Annotated in this window: 17 protein-coding genes and 1 pseudogene; 7 read left to right on the plus strand and 11 right to left on the minus strand. The window is 39.8% G+C overall.

From position 1 onward, the window contains the following. Positions 1-103 precede the first annotated feature (103 nt). From MHB45_RS23210 to MHB45_RS23220, 3 genes are all read right to left on the minus strand, one after another. Entirely contained in the window at positions 104-946 is an 843-nt protein-coding gene (locus tag MHB45_RS23210) for a DegV family protein (RefSeq protein ID WP_338566777.1), read from the minus strand. Positions 947-1,129: 183 nt separating this feature from the next. Then, positions 1,130-1,813 carry a response regulator gene (locus MHB45_RS23215; protein ID WP_048687855.1) on the minus strand — a complete coding sequence of 228 codons (684 nt, stop codon included), beginning with the start codon at positions 1,811-1,813 and terminating at the stop codon, positions 1,130-1,132. Between the two features lie 34 nt (positions 1,814-1,847). Beyond that, entirely contained in the window at positions 1,848-3,002 is a 1,155-nt protein-coding gene (locus MHB45_RS23220) for a histidine kinase (protein ID WP_161922088.1), read from the minus strand. 616 nt (positions 3,003-3,618) lie between these two features. On the opposite strand from MHB45_RS23220, the gene MHB45_RS23225 reads away from it, so the two are divergent. Both MHB45_RS23225 and MHB45_RS23230 read left to right on the plus strand, forming a co-directional pair. Then, positions 3,619-4,254, plus strand: coding sequence for a YigZ family protein (locus tag MHB45_RS23225; protein WP_048687853.1), 636 nt, complete (start codon positions 3,619-3,621; stop codon positions 4,252-4,254). A 178-nt stretch (positions 4,255-4,432) separates the two neighbouring features. Then, complete coding sequence (locus tag MHB45_RS23230; protein ID WP_048687852.1) at positions 4,433-5,455, plus strand: LCP family protein; 1,023 nt, start codon at positions 4,433-4,435, stop codon at positions 5,453-5,455. 156 nt (positions 5,456-5,611) lie between these two features. On the opposite strand, the gene MHB45_RS23235 is transcribed toward MHB45_RS23230, so the two are convergent. The 3 genes from MHB45_RS23235 to MHB45_RS23245 form a co-directional block, all read right to left on the minus strand. After that, entirely contained in the window at positions 5,612-6,670 is a 1,059-nt protein-coding gene (locus MHB45_RS23235) for a glycosyltransferase family 4 protein (protein WP_048687848.1), read from the minus strand. 75 nt (positions 6,671-6,745) lie between these two features. After that, positions 6,746-7,849 carry a glycosyltransferase family 4 protein gene (locus tag MHB45_RS23240; protein WP_048687846.1) on the minus strand — a complete coding sequence of 368 codons (1,104 nt, stop codon included), beginning with the start codon at positions 7,847-7,849 and terminating at the stop codon, positions 6,746-6,748. An 18-nt stretch (positions 7,850-7,867) separates the two neighbouring features. After that, the gene (locus tag MHB45_RS23245) at positions 7,868-8,611 is read right to left on the minus strand and encodes a WecB/TagA/CpsF family glycosyltransferase (RefSeq protein ID WP_048687845.1); all 744 of its coding nucleotides are present in this window, start codon (positions 8,609-8,611) and stop codon (positions 7,868-7,870) included. 111 nt (positions 8,612-8,722) lie between these two features. On the opposite strand from MHB45_RS23245, the gene MHB45_RS23250 reads away from it, so the two are divergent. Genes MHB45_RS23250 through MHB45_RS23260 form a run of 3 tightly spaced genes read left to right on the plus strand, consistent with a single transcriptional unit; the run spans position 8,723 to position 12,875 of the window. Continuing rightward, positions 8,723-10,153, plus strand: coding sequence for an O-antigen ligase family protein (locus MHB45_RS23250; protein WP_323066690.1), 1,431 nt, complete (start codon positions 8,723-8,725; stop codon positions 10,151-10,153). A 4-nt stretch (positions 10,154-10,157) separates the two neighbouring features. Next, the gene (gene murJ, locus MHB45_RS23255; protein WP_048687841.1) at positions 10,158-11,684 is read left to right on the plus strand and encodes a murein biosynthesis integral membrane protein MurJ; all 1,527 of its coding nucleotides are present in this window, start codon (positions 10,158-10,160) and stop codon (positions 11,682-11,684) included. Positions 11,685-11,708: 24 nt separating this feature from the next. Continuing rightward, positions 11,709-12,875 (plus strand): glycosyltransferase, encoded by a 1,167-nt coding sequence (locus MHB45_RS23260; RefSeq protein ID WP_161922086.1) that lies wholly within the window; start codon positions 11,709-11,711, stop codon positions 12,873-12,875. A gap of 38 nt (positions 12,876-12,913) precedes the next feature. On the opposite strand, the gene tagH is transcribed toward MHB45_RS23260, so the two are convergent. The 5 genes and pseudogenes from tagH to MHB45_RS23285 form a co-directional block, all read right to left on the minus strand. Continuing rightward, complete coding sequence (tagH, locus tag MHB45_RS23265) at positions 12,914-13,711, minus strand: teichoic acids export ABC transporter ATP-binding subunit TagH (RefSeq protein ID WP_034315705.1); 798 nt, start codon at positions 13,709-13,711, stop codon at positions 12,914-12,916. A gap of 17 nt (positions 13,712-13,728) precedes the next feature. Continuing rightward, entirely contained in the window at positions 13,729-14,526 is a 798-nt protein-coding gene (locus tag MHB45_RS23270) for an ABC transporter permease (protein WP_034315708.1), read from the minus strand. A gap of 3 nt (positions 14,527-14,529) precedes the next feature. Then, positions 14,530-15,735: pseudogene (locus MHB45_RS23275) on the minus strand (CDP-glycerol glycerophosphotransferase family protein); the annotation flags it as partial. 136 nt (positions 15,736-15,871) lie between these two features. After that, positions 15,872-17,410 carry a glycosyltransferase family 2 protein gene (locus tag MHB45_RS23280; protein ID WP_072272246.1) on the minus strand — a complete coding sequence of 513 codons (1,539 nt, stop codon included), beginning with the start codon at positions 17,408-17,410 and terminating at the stop codon, positions 15,872-15,874. A 96-nt stretch (positions 17,411-17,506) separates the two neighbouring features. Next, the gene (locus MHB45_RS23285) at positions 17,507-20,836 is read right to left on the minus strand and encodes a CDP-glycerol glycerophosphotransferase family protein (protein ID WP_161922085.1); all 3,330 of its coding nucleotides are present in this window, start codon (positions 20,834-20,836) and stop codon (positions 17,507-17,509) included. Positions 20,837-21,724: 888 nt separating this feature from the next. Between MHB45_RS23285 and tagD the strand changes: the two genes are divergently transcribed. Together tagD and MHB45_RS23295 are read left to right on the plus strand one after the other, a co-directional pair. Then, positions 21,725-22,123 carry a glycerol-3-phosphate cytidylyltransferase gene (gene tagD / locus MHB45_RS23290; protein WP_034315711.1) on the plus strand — a complete coding sequence of 133 codons (399 nt, stop codon included), beginning with the start codon at positions 21,725-21,727 and terminating at the stop codon, positions 22,121-22,123. Further along, on the plus strand, positions 22,116-23,279 hold the full coding sequence (locus MHB45_RS23295) for a CDP-glycerol glycerophosphotransferase family protein (protein WP_048687833.1): 1,164 nt from the start codon (positions 22,116-22,118) through the stop codon (positions 23,277-23,279). Before tagD ends, MHB45_RS23295 begins: the two co-directional genes overlap by 8 nt. Positions 23,280-23,534: the final 255 nt, after the last annotated feature.

Below are 23,534 nucleotides of genomic sequence, written 5' to 3' on the forward strand. Positions count from 1 at the left end.
CATTTCTTGATAAATTACACTCCCCCTTATCATTCGCTTTTAACTCCCGGATTCCTTTTTGTTCATAAAAAAAACGCCTTTCACTTAGTAAAGGCGTCACAGCTTAAATTTTATACCAGCCCATCCCCATCGAGCCTTCGCCCAGATGCGTTCCGATTACTGGACCGAAGTAGCTGATGTCGAATTCGACATTCGGGAACCGGGCTTCAAGTTCCGCTTTCCACTCTTTAGCTTCACTTTCCCGTTTTGCATGAATGATGACGGCTTTATATTTCTCGCCGCTAGCCGCGTCTTCTCCAAGTAAATCAGCAATCCGTTTCATCGCTTTTTTCCTTGTACGGATTTTTTCGAATGGGACGATGACTTTATCAACAAAATGGAGCACCGGCTTCACTTGAAGCAGACTGCCGATCAAAGCTTGGGCACTGCTTAAGCGGCCGCCGCGCTGGAGATGGGAGAGGTCATCTGCCATGAAGCATGCCTTGACCGATGGTTTCATTTCTTCAAGCCTGGCCATGATTTCTTCTGCACCTTTGCCATCAAGTGCCATCTTTGCCGCCTCGATCACGTAAAACCCCTGTACCATGCAGCTGATTTCCGAATCAAAGGCATGAACCCTGATTCCCTCGACCATTTCACCTGCAGATACCGCTCCTTGATACGTTCCGCTGATGCCGCTCGATAAATGAATGGAAATAACATCATCATATTCTTTTTGGAGTTCCTCGAACTTCTCGACAAACTTCCCGATTGGGGGCTGTGAAGTGGTCGGTAATTTCTCCTGCCTCTTTACTTCCTCATAAAACTCATCCGCAGTAATATCAATTTCCTCCCGGTAAGCTTCATTGGAAAAAATGACATTAAGCGGCATCATATGTATATGTAAACGATCACGCATTTCCTTTGGTATATATGCAGTGCTATCTGTTACGACTGCGGTTTTCATAATAGTACCATCCTTATAAAAATTTACTTCGTATCATATTCAACATTCTATCTGAAAATGCCTTTATTTGCATTAAATAGCTTTTTGAATTACCAAAAATTTGAATGTAATCACATCAAAAAAAATCCAGCCCTTCAGCACGCATTGCGGAATCTGAAGAGCCGGACTTATCGAACGCTTTAATTACTTAACTTCTACCCAGCCGTTTTTAATAGCTAGGACAACCGCTTGTGTACGGTCATTCACATTCATCTTCTGAAGAATGTTACTCACATGGTTCTTGACTGTTTTTTCACTGATATATAGAGTTTCGCCGATGGCCCGGTTGCTTTTCCCGTCAGCTAAAAGCTGAAGCACTTCACATTCGCGTCGAGTCAATAGGTGAAGCGGCCTCCTGATTTCTATCGTATGTACGGAATCACGATCAGCACCCTCTTCAGCTGCTAAGCGGCGATATTCTTTAACTAAGTTATGGGTGACCTTCGGATGAAGGTATGAGCCGCCTTCAGCGACTACACGCACAGCATCGATCAACGCGTCTGCGTCCATCTCTTTCAACAGATAACCTTGTGCTCCTGTTTTCAATGCGTGCTGCACGTAGTTTTCATCATCATGGATGGAAAGGATGATGACTTTTGTTTCAGGATAACGGCTCACGAGCATTTTTGTAGCTTCGACCCCATTCATGTTCGGCATGTTGATATCCATGATAACAACATCAGGTTTATGTGTTTCAACAAGATCCATAGCTTCGCTTCCGTCATCACCCTCGGCAACAACATCAAAGGATGATTCAAAATCTAATATGCGCTTTACGCCTTCACGGAAAAGCTGATGGTCATCGATTATGACGATACTAGTCTTCAACGGCTTCTTCCTCCTAGTTTCTAAATTAATATGTCTATTCTCTATTATTTAAATGGTAGGGAATTTGGATAAATACCAAAGTGCCTGCCCCCGGTTGTGAATCAATCGTCATTTCACCTTCCAGCAGCTCGATCCTTTCTCTCATTCCCACCAAGCCAAATGAACCTTCTTTTTGAATCGAAGAGTCAAACCCCTTTCCATCATCTTTAACGACGACGGTCACCATCTCCTTGGAAATGGACAGTTTAACTTGAATCTGTTTTGGGTCCGCGTGCTTCAATGAATTTTGTACAGCCTCTTGAACCAGCCTGAATAATGCGACCTCCATATCGGAAGGGAGCCTTTTGACCTGCCCAAGGTTGACGAAATTCAGATTTACGCCATTATTATAGTCTTCGGTCGTTTGCAGGTACTTTCTGAGGGTAGGAACAAGTCCTAAATCATCAAGCGCCATAGGTCGAAGGTCATAGATGATTCTTCGCACTTCATATAAAGCATTCCTTACCATGACCTTTAAACTGCGGATTTCCACTAACGCTTCATCAGGACCTCTCTCCCGCTGCACTCGTTCTATCAGGTCTGAGCGCATCATGACGTTTGCCAGCATTTGCGCCGGACCATCATGGATTTCACGTGAGAGCTTTTTACGTTCCTGCTCCTGGGCTTCGATTATTTTCAGACCGAAGTCCTGTTTGCGTTTCGCTTCTTGAAGGGCTTCCCCCACAAATTTAAGATCCTGTGTCAAATAGTTCTGCACTACCGATATTTGCGAGACGAGATGCACCGCTTTATCGATCGTCTGCTGCAAACCCCTTAACCTTAACTCAAGCTCATCCCGGCGATTACGGAGCTCTTTCTCCAATTGCCGGTTAATTTGTAAATCGACTTGCAGCTTATGTGCCCTTTCATAAGCATCGCGCACCTGTTCTTCAGAAAAATGGTTGAAGTGCATACTGACTTCTGAAAGCCTTTTTCGAGCAAACCTGGCTTTTGAATCCAGTGCATCGCTGTCGGTTATCACAATGGCAACCCTGATTTTCACATCATCAAGCTCTTTTGATAATGTCTCGAAATCCTTTCGGCATTGTTCGCCGATATCAAAGACTTCATCCTTACTTTCACTAACAGTGCTCACCATTGTTTCTAAGATCTTGTCCAATGCTTTAGCATCAACCTTTTTAATGGACATTAAGATCCCTCCACTTAAATCAAAAGAATTAAACAATTTATTGTCTTAAAGACTATGTATATGGAAAAAAGTTCTTTCCCTTTTTCATGAATGGTTAAATTTCAGGAAACTTTTGTATGAAGTAACCTTCATGAACATATTGTACCAAAAAAAGATTAAAAATACGTTAATTTCCTTTTGTGATTTCCATAAAATGTACATATTTACTATACATCTCATAACCCGGCCATTAAGTCTGCCTATTAAAGGCAGAAAGCCATATCTATTTTCCTGATACAAAATATCCTTTTCAATCAAATGGGATATTCCGCTTCATTGATTATCATATGAAACAGATGCATTTATTAAATGGCAAAATCCTTGAAATGAGAGGACACGTTAAGGTAAAGCCAGGATAATGGCACAGAACTCATGTTTTTCCTACAATGTTATTCTTTTAAGCATATATGACCAGCTAATAACAATAACAGGCAATGAAATTAATTATAACACGTACAGCTTTATCTTATATTAAAGTTTCTTTACACATGCAGTATGTAAATGAATCGTGATTGCCACTTTTTCCGCAAAGCCTTATAATAAATCAACTAATAGGAAGCACGAAGGTGGAATAATAATGCTCACTCAATATTTAACGGTGGCAGGTCGCGGCGACCATGAAATCGTCATTGAAAAATCCCGTTTTATTTCCCACATCGCCCGGGTCGAAACCGAAGATGCCGCACAGGCCTTTATCCAGGAAATCAAGAAAAAGCACAAAGATGCTACACATAATTGTTCAGCTTATATGATAGGGGAACAAAATCAAATCCAAAAAGCCCTCGACGACGGGGAGCCGAGCGGAACGGCAGGCGTCCCTATCCTAGAAGTGCTTAAGAAAAAAGAACTGAAAGACACCGCTGTTGTGGTCACACGGTATTTTGGCGGCATCAAACTTGGTGCTGGCGGCCTCATTCGCGCTTACAGCAAAGCGACTTCAGAAGGGATAAATACCACTGGTGTCGTCATTAGGAAACTAATGCGGGTCATTTCGACAACCGTCGACTATACCTGGCTTGGAAAATTGGAAAACGAATTGCGCTCTTCCATTTACCAAATAAAGGAAATTCAATACCTCGATCAGGTCAATATCCTTGTATATGTGGAGGAAACACAAAAAGAGACATATACCGCTTGGATTACAGAGCTGACAAATGGTCAAGGCCACATCACTGAGGAAGAAATGCTTTATTTGGAAGAGGAATTCTCCTGATATACTCCTGCATATTTTTCCTTTTTTATGCTGTAATATAATTGAAAAGAAATATTTATTTTACGAAATTATTAAATCATTGTAAAATTAGGTGTAATATATGACGAAATATAAACTGCTGGATTCGAAAAATAGCGATATATGTCTGATGTTCGTTATTTAAAAGGAGAAGAAAAAGATGTCTACTACTAGGCGTGTTTATAAAATTAAAAAAACAAAGAAAAAAAGGCGAAAGAGGCTTTGGTTATTGCTTGTTCCCCTGCTGGTACTTGGTCTGGGGGCTTCTACGTATGCTGCAACCCTGTATATGAAAGCCCAGAATGTATTCAATGATTCCTATGACCCTGTGGAAGCTTCAGCAAAGCGAAGTGCAGCAATCGACCCGCTCGAAGATAATTTCTCGATCCTTTTCATAGGAATCGATGATAGCAAGGACCGTGACTTAAAAGGAAATTCCCGGTCGGATGCTTTAATGCTGGCCACATTCAATAAAGATCAAAAGTCTATAAAACTATTAAGCATTCCGCGTGATTCATATGTGTACGTGCCAGCTAAAGGCGTAACCACGAAAATCAACGCGGCCCATGCAGCCGGCGGACCGAAAGCGACGATGGACACCGTAGAGGAGTTACTCGATGTCCCTGTCGATTATTATGTTCGCATGAACTTCAATGCTTTCATCGATGTCGTAGATTCATTGGATGGCATCGAAGTCGACGTCCCTTATGAAATGTATGAAATCGATTCACATGACAAAAAGAATGCCATCCACCTCGAAGAAGGATTACAGACCGTTGATGGTGAAGAAGCATTAGCATTTGCACGGACACGTAAAAAGGACAGTGATATCCAACGCGGCGAGCGTCAGCAGGAAGTCCTGAAAGCCATCATTGCCAAAGCAACCTCTGCTGGATCACTAACGAAATATACAGACGTAATGGAAGCTGTCGGCGACAATATGACAACGAACCTTAAATTCTCGCAAATGAGAGGTTTCATAAAATATGTGACTACCGATAAAGGCATCAATCTTGAAACCATCAAACTTGAAGGACAGGATTCCACCATTAACGGAACCTATTATTATCAGCTGAACGATACATCATTAGCGAACACTAAGCTGTTGCTTCAATCCCACTTGAACCTGGGACCAGCTGAAGGCAATCAAACTGAAGCAGTTCAATCACAAATACAAGAATAAAGCGAACCCCCCACTCGTCTTGAGTGGGGGGTTTTTGATGCATTACAAAGAATGGCCGTAAATAAAATCTAGTACAAAAAAGCCACCAACCGTTACTTCAAACGATTGGTGGCTTTCCGATAAAACTAGCGAATCTAGTAATCTATTCCAAAATGATCATGGCTTGTTTTTAAAGTTGAGCATCTTGAGCAACGGCTGGTAGTTTGAATTGACCAAACCAATTTTCTCCACAAAAATCTCTATGATCAGCAGAAGCCCCGTTACAAGGATCAAAGCCCCCCACATCGTTGCAAATGAAAAGATTATGGCCGCTAAACCAAAGCAAGCAGCTAAAGCATAAATGAGCAAGACAGTTTGCTTATGTGTGAATCCCAAGTTTATCAAACAGTGATGTAAATGTGATTTATCAGCAGCCGAAATCGGCTGTTTATTGACGACCCTGCGGATAATCGCGAAAAATGTATCCGAAATGGGAACACCCAAAATGATGATCGGTACGATCAATGAAATCATCGTTACGTTTTTAAACCCTAGCAGGGACAGAACGGCAATGATGTAACCTAAGAATAAGGCACCTGTATCTCCCATGAAAATCTTTGCCGGATGGAAGTTATATTTCAAGAAGCCAAGAGTGCTTCCAATCACGATCAATGCGACCATGGCAACAAATAGGTCCCCTTTAATAAGGGCCATAGTTGCAATTGTCACTAATGCGATTGTTGAGACACCGCCTGCAAGACCATCCAGTCCATCTATTAGGTTGATTGCATTAATGATGCTGACGATCCACAAAATGGTGATCGGTATACTGAAAACACCAAATTCAAGTGTATCGGTAAAGAACGGCAAATTGATGAATTCCACTTCAAGACCGCCCCATAATACGATAATGAGGGCAGCCAAAACCTGACCCAGGAATTTGGGTGCAGCCCTTAATTCAAAAATATCATCAGCCATCCCGATCAATATGATGACAAGGGCTCCCACCAGAAGGGGCAGCTGCTCCCCAAAATCATCCATGAAAGGCGAGAAGAGCAAGAAGGTAATGAAAAAACTCAAAAATATAGCTAAACCGCCCATGCGCGGCATAATTTTACTATGCACTTTTCGCTCATTCGGTTTATCGGTAGCTCCTAATTTAAAGGCCAGCTTTCCGACAAAAGGAGTCAAAAAAATGGATAATAAAAAGGCTACCAACAAGGCCCCTATTAACATCAAGAACCACCTCAATTCAACTAAAAATCTAATACCCGTTACGATCTATAAGAAAACCTATATATAAATGCTTATTTAATTTTTCATCCTCAAATAAACATTATATACGTTATTGGCTAAAATCTCTATAGAAAAGTTGTTTTTTGCAAATTTTTGTAAATTCAACCCTATCTTTGTCAAGTCCCCGGATTTTTTAAATTCCAAAGCATTGCAGATGGCCAGTTTCAGCTGTTCGACATTGCCGATATCCGTTATCCAGCCCTTGCTCCGATCGGGAATCAATTCCTGTACACCGCCGACATCACTAGTGATTGCCGGAAGACCCGATCTTGCTCCTTCAAGTAAAACGAGTGGAAAACTTTCGCTTAAGGAAGTCAATAATGTGATGTCCCCCAACGGGTAGATTCGATCTAAATCTTCACGATACCCTAAAAAGTACACGTGATCGGATAATCCCTTTTCCGAGACCATCTCTTCCAGAGCGGATCTCCTGCTCCCGTCCCCTGCAAGGATCAGCTTCACATGGGGAAATTCCGATACCACTTCACTTAATGCCGCTAAAGCAAATTCATGACCTTTCACCGGTTCAAGCCTTGCAGGCATGATGATGATGAAATCATCTTTCCCGAACCCGAAATCTTCTCTTCGAAACGGGAAAGGCAGTTCCTTTTCAAAGTCAATTCCGTTCAGGATCTTCGTTATTTTGGTCGAATGGATTCCTTGGTCAATCAAGTCCTGCTTAAAGCGGTCGGAAACCGCCAGTATATGATCGGCATATTGAAATGACCTTACATGAAGGCCCGTAAACAATTTCCCTTTTACACCCTGCCCTAAAAAATCATGATGTGGCGAACTGTGAACAGTAAGGAGCCATGGACATTTAATGAGGCGCTTTATAAAAGCACCATATATATTAGCCCGCGGACCATGTGTATGGATGATGTCTATATTATTTAGACGGATAAAGTCCCTTAAAGGTTTCAAAATTGAAAGATCATATTTGGAATGTTGCTTGAAAAGTTCAGTTTGTATCCCGGAGGACATGGCCCGCCGGTATAGTTCACCATTTTCAAATACACCAAGCAAACACTCCTCTTTATTCAATTGGTTCAGTAAGGACATAATATGAAACATACCGCCGCCGGTTTCATTACCAGCGTTTAAGTGCAAGATTCTCATCCAGTCCACTCCTTATGTTCAGGAACGCTGCACCGTTTTCCTTAACCGCCTAACCTTTAATACGAATCTTGGCAGCGCAAGCATCCGTTTCCACCGTGAAGGTTGCTGGATCAGTCGGTACAACCATTCAAGACGCATTTTTTGCCAGAAAACCGGGGCGCGGTTCACCTTTCCCGCAAGGACATCAAAGCTTCCCCCTACCCCCATGAATAACCCTTTATTGAATAACGCATAATGTCTGGAAACCCATTTCTCCTGCCTGGGGAACCCTAATGCAGTCAATATGATGTCAGGTTCCAGTTCCGCTATTGACTTCGGCAGGGTATCATCCTTGATATCAATGTAACCATGGTTGTATCCCACCAACTCGAGACCCGGATATAATTCTTTCACTTTCAGGGCCGCTGCTTCAATCACGTTTTCCTCCGCTCCAAGCAGATAAACCTTCAACGCTTTTTCATCAGCGACCCGAAATAATTCATTCATCAAGTCGAATCCTGTAATCCGCTCTTGTAAAGGTTGATTTAGCCATTTAGAGGCCATAATAATACCAACGCCATCCGGAGTGATGTAATCAGCCGATATAATGATGTCTTTATAATCCTGATGTTCATTTGCATACTCGACTATTTCCGGATTTGCCGTAACGACAAACGTTTTTTCCTGATTCATCAATCTAGGATAAATCATTCCATTCATGAACTCATCCATATTGCTATCAATGAATGGAATGGTTAGTATCTCAACAAACTTCTCTGTCATTTCACTTCAGCCTTTCATATGTACTATACATCTAAAGGGTGGGGTATTATTCAAGAAATTTTTTCATACACATCATAGAACATGATTTTTGATTCAAAGGTGGTTAATCAATTGAAGTTTATAGAAAAACAATCGTTACCCATTCTATTTCTGTGCCTGCTCATCCCATCGGCAGTGCCTCACCCTATCGCCGGTTACATAGCAACGGCGTTGATGCTCGTTTTTATCGGTATAAATAAAAAAAACCTGTTATTAATTCTATTCATTTATTTCCCTGCCCGTCCCATATTGATGGAACTGAATAGCGGCTTAACTTATACAGGTGACCTGATCATCCTCACCTTATTCATTTCTTTGCTAATTGAAAAATTCAAAAAGAACGAATGGCCATTTTCGAAATATCATTTCACTGCGCCATTTTGGTTGTTTTGTTTAATCGGTGCCGGTGCTGCACTCATAAACGGGGTGGGAATCCTCCCCATCTTGTTTGAACTCCGTGCATTGCTTATTACATTCTTGCTTCTTTACATTATCGGTGAATTAAATCTAGAAAGAAAGGATATCTTTCGCTTTTTGAAGGTAATCCTAATATTTACTATCTTACTTTGCCTGCATGGCATAGTGGAGAAAATCTTTTCACGTACGATCCTGCTTCCCCGCGCATGGGAATTGTGGAATCTTTCCCCAACAAACCGGATGAGGATTTATGGAGCACCAGCCAATCCTAATGTATTTGCCTTATTCTTAAGCATCCAGTTATTCCTTGGTTTCTTTCTATTTCAGTCGCTGAAAAAATATAAATGGATCGTCTTTCTGGCTGCCATCCTGATTTCCGGAACGTTACTGCTTACCTATTCGCGGGGCACGATGATTGCATTCGGGTTCGCTGCGCTTGTCTTTATAATTTGGACTAGAAATAAACCATTTCTCAAATATACTGTAGGAGCATTTTGTCTCGGGCTGCTTCTTATTTATTACCCAGTTTTATTTGCATCAAGTAAAGTGGAGGTATCCGCATCGATTCCCATGGAAAATGTGGTAATCGGCAGCACCCCCTCTTCCGAACACGAACATGCCCTCTCCAATCGTTTTTCAGAAATGTTCTCTGATAAGACCCTGCACCAAAGTACGGAATGGGGCCGGTTATATGTCCTAATCAAGGGAATTGAAATTTTCAAAGATCACCCGATAATCGGCACCGGTCTAGCCACCTTCGGGGATTCTGCCACACTTTCCTTTTCCTCACCAATCTATCAGGAATACCAAATTGGTGAAAGGATGTATACCGATAATCAATATATCCAGATCCTGGTCCAAACTGGTGCGCTCGGCTTCCTTGCGGTTCTTGCATTCATCCTTTTCACCTGCCGGAAAATCCTGAAATCGGGAAAAGGCACATTTGCGGCGTTCACCATCTGCCTGATGTTGGCCGCACTATTAGCAGGACTTTTCTACAATATTCTCGAAGATAAAACATTTACGCTGATATTTTATAGTTGTTTGGGATTCTGTTTACAGAAGGACATCATTTTAAAGGATTGAAAATATGCCTACTCTTTCAAATGTCATTAAATCGGTCGGGCTCGTCACCATTATTGCAGCCATTGGAAAAGTCCTCGGGTTCGGGCGGGAATCGATCATAGCCGCCTATTTCGGGGCATCATCCATGGCGGATGTTTTTTTCGTGGCAAGTCTCATACCAACCATTCTATTTACGGCTCTCGGCAGCGGTCTTCAGGCCGGCGTTATTCCTATTTACTTGGAAAAGAAAGCGGATAACCCGAAGAAAGCTGATGAATTCATCAGTGTTTTAGGTTCTTTCTTCATGCTGGTTGCCGGAGTCCTGACCATTGCCTGCATGATTTTCATAAAGCCGCTCGTCATGATGACAGCCCCGGGTTTCTCCGATTCAGAGCTTGCCCTGACGGAGTCACTGACCCGGATCATGCTGCCCAGTTTACTATTTTTCACGCTTTCATACATGGCGACGGGGGTCCTGAATGCGAATAAGCGCTTTATTCTGCCGGCACTCACTTCAACTGCACAAAACACGGTCATTATAGCAGCCACCGTATTGTTCGCTGCTCCCTTTGGGATTGAAGGACTTGCTTGGGGGTTTGTGTTCGGTGCAGCAAGCCAGTTCCTTATTCAATACCCATCATTGAAGAAATACGGAATCCGGCCCATCGTCTCTTTCCTGCCCCATAAAAGGCAGATTGCACAAACACTGTTCACCTTTTATCCAATCATTATCGCAGCTTTGGCGATCCAGTTGAATAGTGTCGTCGATCGAATTATTGCGACTTCGCTCGAAACTGGAAGCGTATCGGCCCTGAACTATGCGAATCGGCTGCTGTGGCTGCCATTGAGCATTGTCCTCACGCCGCTGATTACCGTATTGTACCCTTCAATCGTCGAGCGCGCGCTTATAGGCTATCAATCTTTCCTTAATTTAACCTTAAAAGGGTTGAAATCGTTGTTATTTTTAGCGATTCCGTTCATGGTCGTCATGTTAATCAGCGGAAACAGCTTAATCACTCTGGCTTTCCAACGCGGGGCTTTCGATGCTTCAGCAACCGACATGACTTATAGGGCATTCTTCTTTTATTCAGCTTGTCTCCCGTTTTTTGCACTGAGGGATTATTTGATGAACGCCTTTTACGCCTTGAAGAAAACGAAAGTGGCCATGTATTCCTGCCTGATTGCCGTTTTGCTTAACGTGCTGCTCAGCTGGGTTCTATCACGTTATCTCGGCGTCGGTGGAATTGCTTTAGCATCGGGGATTTCCATGCTCCTGCAATCCCTCTACCTTTTCAGCTACCTGTGGCTGAAGACAGGAAGAACGGACAAGGCTGCTTTCAGGGATGTTTTTCAGGAAATCGGCAAGCTTACCATCATCGGAGCCATCATTTACGGAATCGCTCTCTGGATCCATCCGCTTACCCTATCGTTGCCCATCATCATGGAATTGGTGATCATCACGCTGCTGGTATTCGGATTATATCTCTCACTATCCATTCTTTTTAAAGTAAGCAGTCTGCAAGGGATGAAAAGGATCAGATCATCAAAGTAATACATTAGAAGAAGGAGTGCCATTATGAACATTTTAATCACAACCATTTTCAACTACCCTCATGAAGGAGGGCTATCGAGCCATATCACTACGTTAAAAAAGGGTTTAATGACACGGGGCCATAATGTGGATATATTATCTTTTTCTCAATTACCAGCTTTCAAGAGGAAGATGCTCGCCCAGGCTCCAGGATTTTTATTAAATAAAGTAAAACAGGGGAGCGGCCAGCTTTTCAATGATCGGCAACGCCAAAAATTATTGGCTTCATCTATTAATGCCTTGAAAAAGAACTATGATGTCATTAATGCCCAAGACATTTTCGCAACGCTCGCTTCCATCGAATCCGGGATACCAACGGTGCAAACCGTCCATGGGTATTATTCATTCGAGGCAGTCAGCAGGGGCGCCCTTCTTCCGGACAGTGAAGAAGATTTGATCATTCGCGAGCTAGAAAAAAAAGCTTATCAGTCCGCTGCAAAAGTTGTGACGGTCGATCAAAGGATCAAAGACTATATAAATCATTTGGCACATATAGAGGCGGATACGATCAAGAACTTCATTGACGTGTCTGCTTTTAAACCGGAGATGGCAAAGCGGGAGCAAACTCGCCGGGACTTTCAAATACCGCTACATAAAAAGATGCTTTTCGTTCCGAGAAGAATGACGGAAAAGAACGGTGTCATCTACCCGCTCCTTGCTTTGCCGGAGGTGCTGGAAAACCATCCTGAAACGGTTTTGGTCTATGCAGGTACAGGGGAACAGCGAAGCCGGCTAGAGGAAACCGCAGCCAGTCTCAATATATCCGCTTCCGTACTTTTCCTGGGTTCTGTGCCGTTCGAGAAAATGCATAACCTCTATGAAGCATCGGACATCGTACTCATCCCTAGCGTTCATTCCCACGGGGTGGAAGAAGCGACTTCCATTTCCGCTTTAGAAGCGATGAGTTGCCGCTCACCCGTCATTGCAAGCGCAATCGGAGGTTTAAAGGAGATTCTCATTGATGGCGAAGATGGCCTTTTAGTAGAGGAAAAAAATAAAGAAGCACTTGCACAAGCCATCTCCCTTCTGCTTAAAGACCCTGAATATGCAGCAAAGTTAGCTTCGAAAGCAAGGTGTAAAATGGAAAGTGAATACTCCCACCTTTCAGCGGCCGAGCGGTTTGAGAAAGCTTATGTTGAAGTGCTTAACTAAAAAAAAGCAGACCCAAAGCCCGGGTCTGCTTTTCACTTTCATACCAGTGCGGAACTACGCCTTTTCATTTGCTCTTCACGGTATTTTTTCTGTTCTTGTTTAGACATGGCGTTATATTCTTTTAAGAATGCCTCATATTGCGGCATTACTTCCTTCATGGCACCGTATGCCTTTAACTCTCCATATTCAAGCCATAATGCCTTTTGGCAAAATTTCTTCATCTGACCGATTGAATGGCTGACAAAGAACATCGTTTTGCCCTTTGCCTTAAATTCGTTCATTTTCTCTAAACACTTTTCAGCAAAGTTTTTATCCCCGACTGATAAGGCTTCATCAATAATCAGGATATCTGGATCGATATGCACGGAAATGGAAAAACCAAGCCTGGACTTCATGCCGCTTGAGTAGGATTTCACCGGTTGGTCAATGAACTTACCAAGTTCCGAAAACTCAATGATCTCAGGCTCAAGTTCTTTGATCCGATTTTTATCGAATCCGAGCATCAGCATTTTCAGTTCGATGTTTTCCCGGCCCGTCAACTGATTATTCAGGCCCGATGAAACGGCAATCAAAGCCGTTTTCCCATTAGTTTGGACATTTCCGTCCGTAGGCGGGACAATGCCTGCAATAATATTGGACAATGTGGATTTACCTGATCCGTTGACCCCGACAAAACCTATTACATCGCCCTTTTCTGCTTCAAAACTAACATTCCTCAGAGCGAAGTACTCTTCCCCATAGCTTTTAGGCAAAAGGAGATCCAATAATTTTTCCGAGTTTTTATTATATAATTTATATTTTTTCGTTATATCTTTGACTATTACCGATTTTTCCAAATTTTCTCACTTCCAGTTTACTTAAAGTCAACAAAGCGATCTCTGAACCTGACATGCAGCGAGGAACCTATCATAAACAAGATGATAACGACTGCCCAGAAATAAAGCGTATACTCCCAATGCGCTATCAGATACCATGATTCCCCCAACAACGAAGCTCGATACCCTTCCACAATATAATATAGTGGATTCAGCTTCATGATGTTGACTATGGTAGGGTGTTCCTTAGCATCCATTACCCAAAGGATTGGTGTTAAATAAAACATGACTTTCATTAAGGACACGATGATATTATGAACGTCACGAATGATGGTTGATAATGTTGAAGTGATTAAACCCAATGAAAATAACAGCAAGACCGTCGCTGCAACATAATACGGCAGTTGCAAGATGTAGAGTGTAGGGAGGTAACCTGTAAACCCTAATAGGATGATGATGACTCCCAGCAGCATGAGATGCTGATACAACTTAGCAAAGATGACATACGATGGAATCACACTCATCGGAAAGCTCATCTTGGATACCATATTCATTCGGGAATAGACGGATTTGGACGTTTGGGTTATGGCCGGGTTCACAAAGAACCAGACAACGATCCCTGCCATCAGCCATGGAAGGAAATCATCCCCGCGATTTAAGATGATAAATCCAAATACAAACCAATAAATCGCAATCTGTATCATCGGATTGATGATTTCCCATAGGACTCCCAGGTAGTTACTGCTGTTGGCACTTTTCACCTCATAAACAGATAAACGCCTTACCAAATAAAAATGTTTGATTTGTTCTTTTAAAACGGTCAAAGCTGAACTCATAAATTACACAGACCTTCCTAAAAACACTTTTTCTACGACACGGCGTGAAGCCTGGCCATCCTCGAGTGCACAAAACCGCTCGTGAAAATGATTGATATCATTGGTATTTTCATATTTCATCGTCTTGATACTATCAATGACCGCATCAGATGTTTTGACTAACAAACCTGGTGCATTCTTTTCGAAATCAAAGTAAAATCCGCGAAGCTTATCCCTGTAATTTTCAATATCATATACATAGAAAAGCATCGGACGCTGTAAATTTGCGTAATCAAAGAATACGGATGAATAATCGGTTATTAATAAATCCGAAATAAGATACAAATGACTAATATCTTCGTAACTGGATAAATCATAGGCGAATCCTTGATACGCCGATAAATCCAAGTTCTCAGAAACCAAATAATGAAGACGGAGCAAAATGACATACTCCTCCCCCAATTCCCGTTTCATTCGATCCAGATCCAGTTTTATTTCGAACTTATATTTTCCCTTGCTATAAAACTCATCATCTCTCCAAGTCGGGGCATATAAAACGATCTTTTTCTCTATTGGTATACCCAACTTCTGTTTCAATGAGTCGATTGTATCACGATTATTCCCGTTGTAAAGGATATCATTACGAGGATAACCTGTTTCCAGAATTTTAGAGGTATCGACATTGAAGGCCCGGGCAAAGATTTCACTTGAATAAGCATTCGGTGAAATTAAATAATCCCATTTACTTGATTCGGCATGGAAATTTTCTTTATATTTATCCGTCGTCGTTCCAGGCATATGAACTTCATTCATATCCGCCGCAAGTTTCTTTAGTGGAGTACCATGCCACGTTTGCAAATAGATCGTGTGCTTCGGCTTCGGAATCCAAAGCGGGAGCCTGCTGTTCGTCACCCAATAACGGGCCCTTGTCATTTTGAGCAGCCAACTGAATGAAAAACGATCGAGATATGGAATGCCTGCCTCTTCGAAAAGAGCTGCATACTTTTTATCTACGCTCCAATACATTTTATATTCAGGATGGTTACTCTGCAAGTATTCATAAATCGCCCGGGGATTACAGCTATACTGCTTGCCCAAAAAGCTCTCAAAAATGACAAGCTTCTGGTCCACTGGCAACACTGTGCCAGCAAATGCAAAAGCCATTTTATATCCTCTTAAAATAATTGCTTTAGCCTTATTTTTAACTAGCGATAGAAAGGAAGGTCTCTTTGAGGTTTGTACTTTTTCATTTGACATATCCGATCTCCCTTTTTATTGATTAATGATCATTGAACCATGCTAATTTCAAACCAAAAATAAGCTCACCCAATAAAAGGGAGAGCTTATTTTTGGCGTACTTCTACAGCTACTCCAAAGACTTAATTGCCAGTCCCAAATTATTTGCCACTGTTGTATAAAACTCCACATTTTTCTTATTATACGTCATCTTATTTTTCAGGATCCTTTTAATATTCATCAATTGATAATCATTGTAGCGAATGAACACTGTAAATAATGACATTTCCAATTTATCAATTTCTTCTAAAGAAACAGTAAACTGACCTATATTACCGTCTATTTGAACTTCGCAATTGATTTCATTGTCCATTCTTTTTCGATCACGTATCAATACAGAATCTATGTTGTTTATATCATCACCATAAATCTCAAAACTTTGGTGATAGACATTATCCATGATAAAGGAATCCATTGCACGGGCAAGCATCGGTATCCTGACAAAGCGATATTCGTCTTCCAGAAATGGAAGTTCATAATATGGTAAACCATCTTTAATATGATACTTTTTATTGGAATCTCGCTTTAACCATTCAAATAACTTCACGAAATCCTCAATGCGATCGCCCATGAATAATTCAAGAGCCAATTTATAAACAGGCACCTTAAATTCATCCTTAAAGTCATATGACAGGTTTTTCGCAGTTTCGACAGCTTCCCTTAATATTTCTATAAAATCTTCTTTATTCTTGGATTTCACAAAAGTTTGGCTGTCGAACGTTTTTACAATATCGTACTCATAAATCCGGTTAAGGGCCACCTTTTTCAATTCGATGGCAATGTCCTTGGATTGAATATACTTTATTATGTCGATATCCGCTTTTCTTTTTTCCAGCACATTCGTAACACGTGTTAAAGAAGAGGGATTTTCTGAAGTCCTATTGACATAATAAATAGGCTTTTTAGTAGTTGATACTGCTCTGACTTTAAAGAAAACATCAGTAAAGAACCATTTATCTTCACCGAATTTCATATTCGGAAAACCAATTTCATTTTCTTTAATCATAGGCAGATTCATCATCCTGGCCGTTGGACCCATATGATAAAAAAAGTGCGGAACATCCATTGGGGTGATGCTTCTTCTTTCTTTAATGGAAGCAAACTCACCGATGACACTCTCTGCCTCAGATTCGACTTTTACCGTTTTGCCCACTACATAATCATCACCGGTTTCCTCCAGGATGTTATAGAGGCTTTCCAGTCCATCATGGGCAAGCCAGTCATCCGCGTCTAAAAAAGTTATATATTTGGATGTTCCCAACTCTATTCCAATGTTTCTGGGGGTCCCAGGTGACCCATTATTTTCTTGAAGAGTAACTGAACAGATATTTTTATATTTAGCTGTATACTCCTGAATGATTTTATTGGTAGCATCAGTCGAACAATCGTCAATAATGATATATTCAATCTGATCTATACCCATTGTCTGATTTATTACTGATTCAATCGTTTTTCTGATGAATTTTTCAGCATTATAAGCAGCCGTGACTACAGTGACCCTTTTTTCTTTTCCTAAAAATTTATTCCTTAAGCCAACAGGGTTATTTTTTATTGAAATATTACCGCTCTTTAAAAGTTCCCTCGCCTTTTGACGTACCAAGAAATTCATACGATTCCCTCCTTTTAAGTAGAGGTAACATAGATGTTTCTATCAGGCAGCCAGTTACCAGTTACTTAAAAGCAACAATACCCTTTATTTAAGGAATCAATCATTAAAAAATTTATCCACGATTCTCTGTGTAGCTTTACCATCCTCTATTCCACAATACTTCTCTCTAAATAAACCATATCTCTCTTTGTATTGCATGTTTATTTCATCAATATTGGTAATAGTATCGATAATCTCCTCAGTCGTTTTTAAAAATGGACCTGGTGCTTCCTTTTCAAAGTCCATATAGAATCCGCGGATGTTATCTCTGTAATCTTCCAAGTCATACGTGTAGTACAAAATCGGCCGGGCAGTATTAGCAAAATCGAACATTACGGAAGAATAATCCGTAATCAATATATCAGAAATCAGGTAAAGTTCCTGGATATCTGAATAATTGGATACATTTATCACGAAATCCTCGAATTCGCTCGGAATGCTCAGATTATTACTTATAACAACATGCATCCTTAACAACAGGATATATTCATCCCCTAGTTCTTCCTTCATTCTTTCCAAATCAAATTTCAGCTCGAAAATGAATTTATTATTTTTCGAAGTTTGATTATCCCGGAATGTAGGAGCATATAAGATGACTTTTTTTCCTTTTGGTATCTTCAGTTTTTCCATCACTGAGTCGGCAACCATTGAAGCATCTTCCTTGTAAAACAAATCATTTCTCGGATATCCCGTTTCCAATATTTCCCCTTCATATTTGAAAGCACTTCTGAAGGCTTTGGATGCGTATGGACTTGGTGATATTAAATAATCCCAAGTTCTCGTTGCACCATGCACCCGATTCAAGTACCCCTCGTCTCTTCCTTGAATATTATCGATATCAAACAGCATTTTTTTCAAAGGGGTTCCATGCCAAGTCTGAATATATGTCGTTTCCTTCCTTTTGCTTAAATAAGTAGGGAAGTTTTGATTATTTATCCAATAACCTGCTTTGGCTAAATAATAATAATATTCCGGGCTTAGGCGTTTGATCAGCTTCGTATTCTTTCCTTTTATCGGTAAATTACCATTATACACCCAAACTTTTTTATATTTATTATCCCTTTTGACCAGTTCTTCATAAATATATTTGGGGCTATCGGAGAATTGCTTCCCTATCCCACTTTCAAAAAGAATAAGGTTCCGGTCAACCGGTATGACCCTGGACATGATTTTATAAACTTTTTTCATGACAGGGAAATACTGTTCACTTTTCCTAAATCGATTCATAATGAGTTTTGATATCGGGTGGTTATATAATTTAATAAGTGAATTCTGATCTTTTTCTGCATGTTTAATCACTTCGAATATCCTTGAATTAGAATGGACATCCCGATATTTAATAAAACGGTTGGCCTTATCGATATACTTTTTCTTCATGACAAAATCAGTGTTGGCGTATTCGGCTAATACACCTAACAATCCATCCAATTCATCAACGATTTCACCCGGAAGATCGTTATCCAAATCCAAATGTGACGGTCTTTTCCCTATGAAACGATCTCTATCAAATTGATAGTAAATAACCGGTTTATGCAGGAAACTAAAGTCGAAAGCAACACTTGAATAGTCCGTGATCATAATCGCACTTTCCTTAATTAACCTTTGGACATCCACTTCACCCTGACTAATCACCCGAACAGGGGCATCTTTAAAATAAGACGTGAATTTCTGCATATTAGGGTGAAGGCAAAAAATGATTTCAAACCCATTATTTTTAGATAACTCATGTAAAACCGGGTGATTCACCAAGTTCTGATACCTTTCGAAATACTCGCTTTCCAAAAATATTTCATCGGATGTAATCCAATCTCGCCATGTCGGAATGATCAGTAATTGCCGCTTTGTTAAAACATCATCCTTAAATAGTGAGTCGAACCTAGAAAGTCCGGTCGTGAATACTTCCTTCTCGTTGTATCCAAAATCCGTTACGATCATATCCTTTTCGAAGTCTGAACTAACTAGAAAAACATCCGTACTAAAACCGGAGGATGCATTTTTGCCGTAGTTTGCAACCATGTTCTTAGTGCCCATTACACCATGTTGAAGAAATACTTTAACTCCCTTAACACGATTTTTAAATTCAGATGTTCTTAAAGGATATAAATAATCCGGATGATGTGATGAAATGATACGTGTCGATTCCATTGTCTTTTTTATATGGTCCTTTGACTTGAAATAAAGGATATTTCCAAAGGGCTCGACGTTCTTGGCTTCCACGGAATTTTCTTCTATTACATAATACACTTCTTTTTCAGGGTGGTTTTCCCTCATATATTTAAAAAAGTGATATCCGGTATCTTGGGCTTTATAAGTTCTTTCACCAATTAGCCAAACATCCTTTTTCTTTTTAAATAGGGCCAGGAAACGCCTCCATCCCATCATCTTTTTTAAATATCGATAACTTTCCGTAGAGAAGTTAAACACTTCCAAAGATAAATTGGATGCTTTAAAGGTATAATATGGATTGATGATGGCCACTCCATTATTCGAGCTCACATCGGTCTTTTTTGTAAATAATTTAGTTCTCGTGGTTGGTCTTCCGACGCGTACCATTTTCGGCTCTTCCTGATCATGTAAATGTAATTTCATGTAAATATCATAGACATCATCTTCCAAATCCACACTGACTAATTGTTCTAAATCCAATTTCAAATCATATATATAACGATTCAGTCCAAATTTCTTAATATTCATTTCCTTATTATGAATAAAAGATAGATTGGCCTGATATTCTTTGCCACTTTGTCTTCCTCTAACTAGGCCCTCACCTTTTATGATCGCGGAATGCTTGGTGAAGATTTGACCATTAACCTGCATGGTCTTCGAATTGTTTTTGATTTTTTCAATTTGAGACTTAATCTGAATTTTAGGGGTTTTATTGATGTAAAGAGATATATTTCCTTTATTCGTTATCGAGAATATACTTTGTTTATCTTCATAGGTGAAAATACTTAAATTGTTCGTGTACGTCTCCTGAAAACGCCCTAGACGAATTGGAAATTCAATATGAACCTGTTCGTTCTCTTCTACATATTCAGCTTTATGTTCGATATTAAGTATTGTTTTCTTACTCAGCTTTTCAATCGGAACGGCTACCTTTATATAACAGTCATAAACAGTCGGTTCATCATCTGCTAATTTCCTCATTAAATCTTTCATATCTACTTTAAAATCAAATTTAGACGAGCTCACTGATTCAGCTATTTTTATTTTTTGATCTTCATTTTCCCTAGAATGTAGCCATAGTTCTTTTGCGCAATAATGTTCTATTGAGAATTCTCCTTTAATCAATAGCATATTTTCTTCTTGCGCAATGGTCAGAACTTGTTTCAGCTTAATTTTAGGCGTTTTTTTTGCTTTCCCTTTTCCAAGAAGCTTTTTAATCATTTTAGACCACCTATAACAAATTATTTATTTAAATAAAAATGAATCATTCATTGTACTTTAAAATCATAAACTTTTTTTGGTTTTTCCTCAATATCATTAAACAGACAGGTAGATTTCCTGTATTTTCCCTTCAATTCCTCTTATGAACAAAAAAGAAAAAAACCAGGTGATTCATTGTCGTATTGAAACAAAAAAACCGCAAAAATCATATGCATGTCCTTCCATGTTGCCAGAATGGAAAGGGAATAGCAAAAACATGTCTTTCAATTACAAAGAAGTCTTCTTACTATCAAAGTGAACGCTTTCAAAACAGGTCAACCGTTTATATTTTCCCCTCATTAAATGGATCCATAAAAGTTAAGCGATAGATTTATGGCCGATAGATACCATCCTCTGTCCTTTACCTTTCACTATTAGAAAACAGGGATTTATTAAGCCCCTCTAGTTGTTCTCTCTTAAACGTGGTAAAATTGTGAGTGGCTTTTCTGATTGCAGCAAGAATGATGAAATCTTTCTTCATTCATTAATGTGAGGGAAATTATTTTTAAATATCATTTAGTATAAATCCTTACATTAATTATAGACACTTTATTATGCCCTTTAGTGCCATACAAATTAGTCAACATTTAATTTTAACTTAAAAATTAATATTTACAAGAATCATCAATGTAAAAAATTGTGGTTTATTTGTAAAAAAATTGTGGTTTATTTGTAAAGCTATTAAGTTATAATTAGTTAGAGAATGCCATTGCCTAAATATATAGGAATACAACTAGCAGAATTAAAATGCTGGTTGCCTGTTTTATTGTTCCATTTCATATTCTAATAGACCAAATATATATTAATTTGATTGAATAACAGTTCAAGAGTCTTAAAGGAGGAATAAAAATGAAAAAAGTAATCACTTACGGAACCTTTGATTTGCTTCATTGGGGTCATATCAATCTATTAAAACGTGCTAAAGATTTAGGGGATTATCTGATCGTTGCCATTTCTACGGATGAATTCAATGCTTTAAAAGATAAAAAAGCTTATCACAGCTTTGAAAACCGAAAAATGATCCTGGAATCAATTCGTTATGTGGATGAAGTCATACCTGAAGACAATTGGGAACAAAAGAAGGAAGACATCGTTCGTGAAGGTGTGGATATCTTTGTAATGGGTGATGACTGGAAAGGCCAATTCGATGAATTATCCGAAGTTTGTGAAGTGGTCTACCTTCCAAGGACAATCGGCATTTCTACTTCCCAAATTAAAGATGACCTTCTACAAGTTACTAATGGCTAAAGAATTCGCGATAGGGGTTTATCTTTTTTGTTTCAAAGTTTTATTCTCTATCTTTAAACTTTTCCCTTTATATGACAAAACGACCTTTGTCACATCATTCGGGGACAATTGCCAATATATCGCAGATGAAATGGACAAGCAGGACATTTCCGTTCAAAAAGTATTTTTAATGAAATCAAGCAGCTCTATACAAGTTAAGGACGATGGGGAAACCATCGTCCTTCCGTTTGAATCAAAAAATATCAGTGCCATGATCCGATCGATTTATCATCTGGCTACTTCAAAATGGATTATCATCGATAATTATTTTGGCTTTCTTTCAGCCATTTCATTCAAAAAGCAAGTGACATGCGTGCAAGTGTGGCATGCGGCCGGTGCCGTAAAGCAATTCGGAGCAAAAGACCCTTCCATTAAAAACCGTTCAGCCGGTGCAAGGAAAAGATTTTTTGAGGTATATGATAAATTCGATTATGTTACGGCAGGTTCAGAGAGAATGGCCGAGATTTATCAAGAAAGTTTCCAACTGCCGGCATCCCATATCCTAAGGACCGGGATACCTCGGACCGATTTCTTTTTTAATGATGAATCAAAAAGGACTGCCCGTAATGCTTTGCTGGCCAAGTACCCAGAACTTGAGCATAAGAAAATCATGTTATATGCCCCTACATTTCGTAATGACGGCTTGAACAACGGAAAGATTGCTCTTGATTTGGAATTGCTCTACAAGGAACTTAAGGGCGAAAATTATGCGTTATTACTAAAGCTGCATCCAGCTGTAAAAGCAGAGCATGATTTACAAGATAAATTCCCGGGATTCATTTTCCCTGTCAATAGTGACTTTCACGTTAATCAACTGCTGATCAGTACGGATCTTTTAATAACCGATTACTCATCGATTCCATTTGAATTCTCTTTTTTGGGAAGACCCATGATATTCTTTGCATATGACTTAGAAAAGTATGTGCAGGAACGGGGATTCTGGGAGGATTACTCTTCTTCCATGCCCGGACCCGTGGTATCCACCACAGAAGAGCTCTTGAGGAAAATCCGTACCGCCGATCATTCATTAATGAAGATCGCTTCCTTTAACCAAAAATGGAATGAATACTCCACGGGAAAATCAAGCAGGAATTTAGTTGATTTCCTTTTTAAATAAAACCACCCACTTCGTAAAACGAAGTGGGTTTTCTATTTTTCCATAAACACTGAGCGGGAATGCATATCCCAAAAAAAGGTGCATTTTTACAGCAAATGACAAAGAGAAAGGCGAAACTCCAAAATGTGAAAAAAGACTCACAATATAGAAAATATTGTAGATTACAATACTCAATCGCCACCAATATAAACCAGTAAAATACTACTATTTTCCCCTTGTAACAAAAATGTAATATGTTTAAACCCATTTATTTTG

This window comes from Peribacillus sp. FSL K6-5616 (assembly GCF_038008245.1).
In the GTDB taxonomy this organism is placed as follows: domain Bacteria; phylum Bacillota; class Bacilli; order Bacillales; family DSM-1321; genus Peribacillus; species Peribacillus frigoritolerans.

Excerpts from the sequence above, each read along its gene's own strand:
- MHB45_RS23210 (WP_338566777.1), bottom strand. The coding sequence starts at position 946 with ATGAAAACCGCAGTCGTAACAGATAGCACTGCATATATACCAAAGGAA.
- MHB45_RS23285 (WP_161922085.1), bottom strand. The coding sequence starts at position 20,836 with ATGATTAAAAAGCTTCTTGGAAAAGGGAAAGCAAAAAAAACGCCTAAA.
- MHB45_RS23230 (WP_048687852.1), top strand. The coding sequence starts at position 4,433 with ATGTCTACTACTAGGCGTGTTTATAAAATTAAAAAAACAAAGAAAAAA.
- MHB45_RS23225 (WP_048687853.1), top strand. The coding sequence starts at position 3,619 with ATGCTCACTCAATATTTAACGGTGGCAGGTCGCGGCGACCATGAAATC.
- MHB45_RS23280 (WP_072272246.1), bottom strand. The coding sequence starts at position 17,410 with ATGAATTTCTTGGTACGTCAAAAGGCGAGGGAACTTTTAAAGAGCGGT.
- MHB45_RS23260 (WP_161922086.1), top strand. The coding sequence starts at position 11,709 with ATGAACATTTTAATCACAACCATTTTCAACTACCCTCATGAAGGAGGG.
- MHB45_RS23270 (WP_034315708.1), bottom strand. The coding sequence starts at position 14,526 with ATGAGTTCAGCTTTGACCGTTTTAAAAGAACAAATCAAACATTTTTAT.
- MHB45_RS23295 (WP_048687833.1), top strand. The coding sequence starts at position 22,116 with ATGGCTAAAGAATTCGCGATAGGGGTTTATCTTTTTTGTTTCAAAGTT.
- MHB45_RS23245 (WP_048687845.1), bottom strand. The coding sequence starts at position 8,611 with ATGACAGAGAAGTTTGTTGAGATACTAACCATTCCATTCATTGATAGC.
- murJ (WP_048687841.1), top strand. The coding sequence starts at position 10,158 with ATGCCTACTCTTTCAAATGTCATTAAATCGGTCGGGCTCGTCACCATT.
- MHB45_RS23240 (WP_048687846.1), bottom strand. The coding sequence starts at position 7,849 with ATGAGAATCTTGCACTTAAACGCTGGTAATGAAACCGGCGGCGGTATG.
- MHB45_RS23220 (WP_161922088.1), bottom strand. The coding sequence starts at position 3,002 with ATGTCCATTAAAAAGGTTGATGCTAAAGCATTGGACAAGATCTTAGAA.
- tagD (WP_034315711.1), top strand. The coding sequence starts at position 21,725 with ATGAAAAAAGTAATCACTTACGGAACCTTTGATTTGCTTCATTGGGGT.
- MHB45_RS23235 (WP_048687848.1), bottom strand. The coding sequence starts at position 6,670 with ATGTTAATAGGGGCCTTGTTGGTAGCCTTTTTATTATCCATTTTTTTG.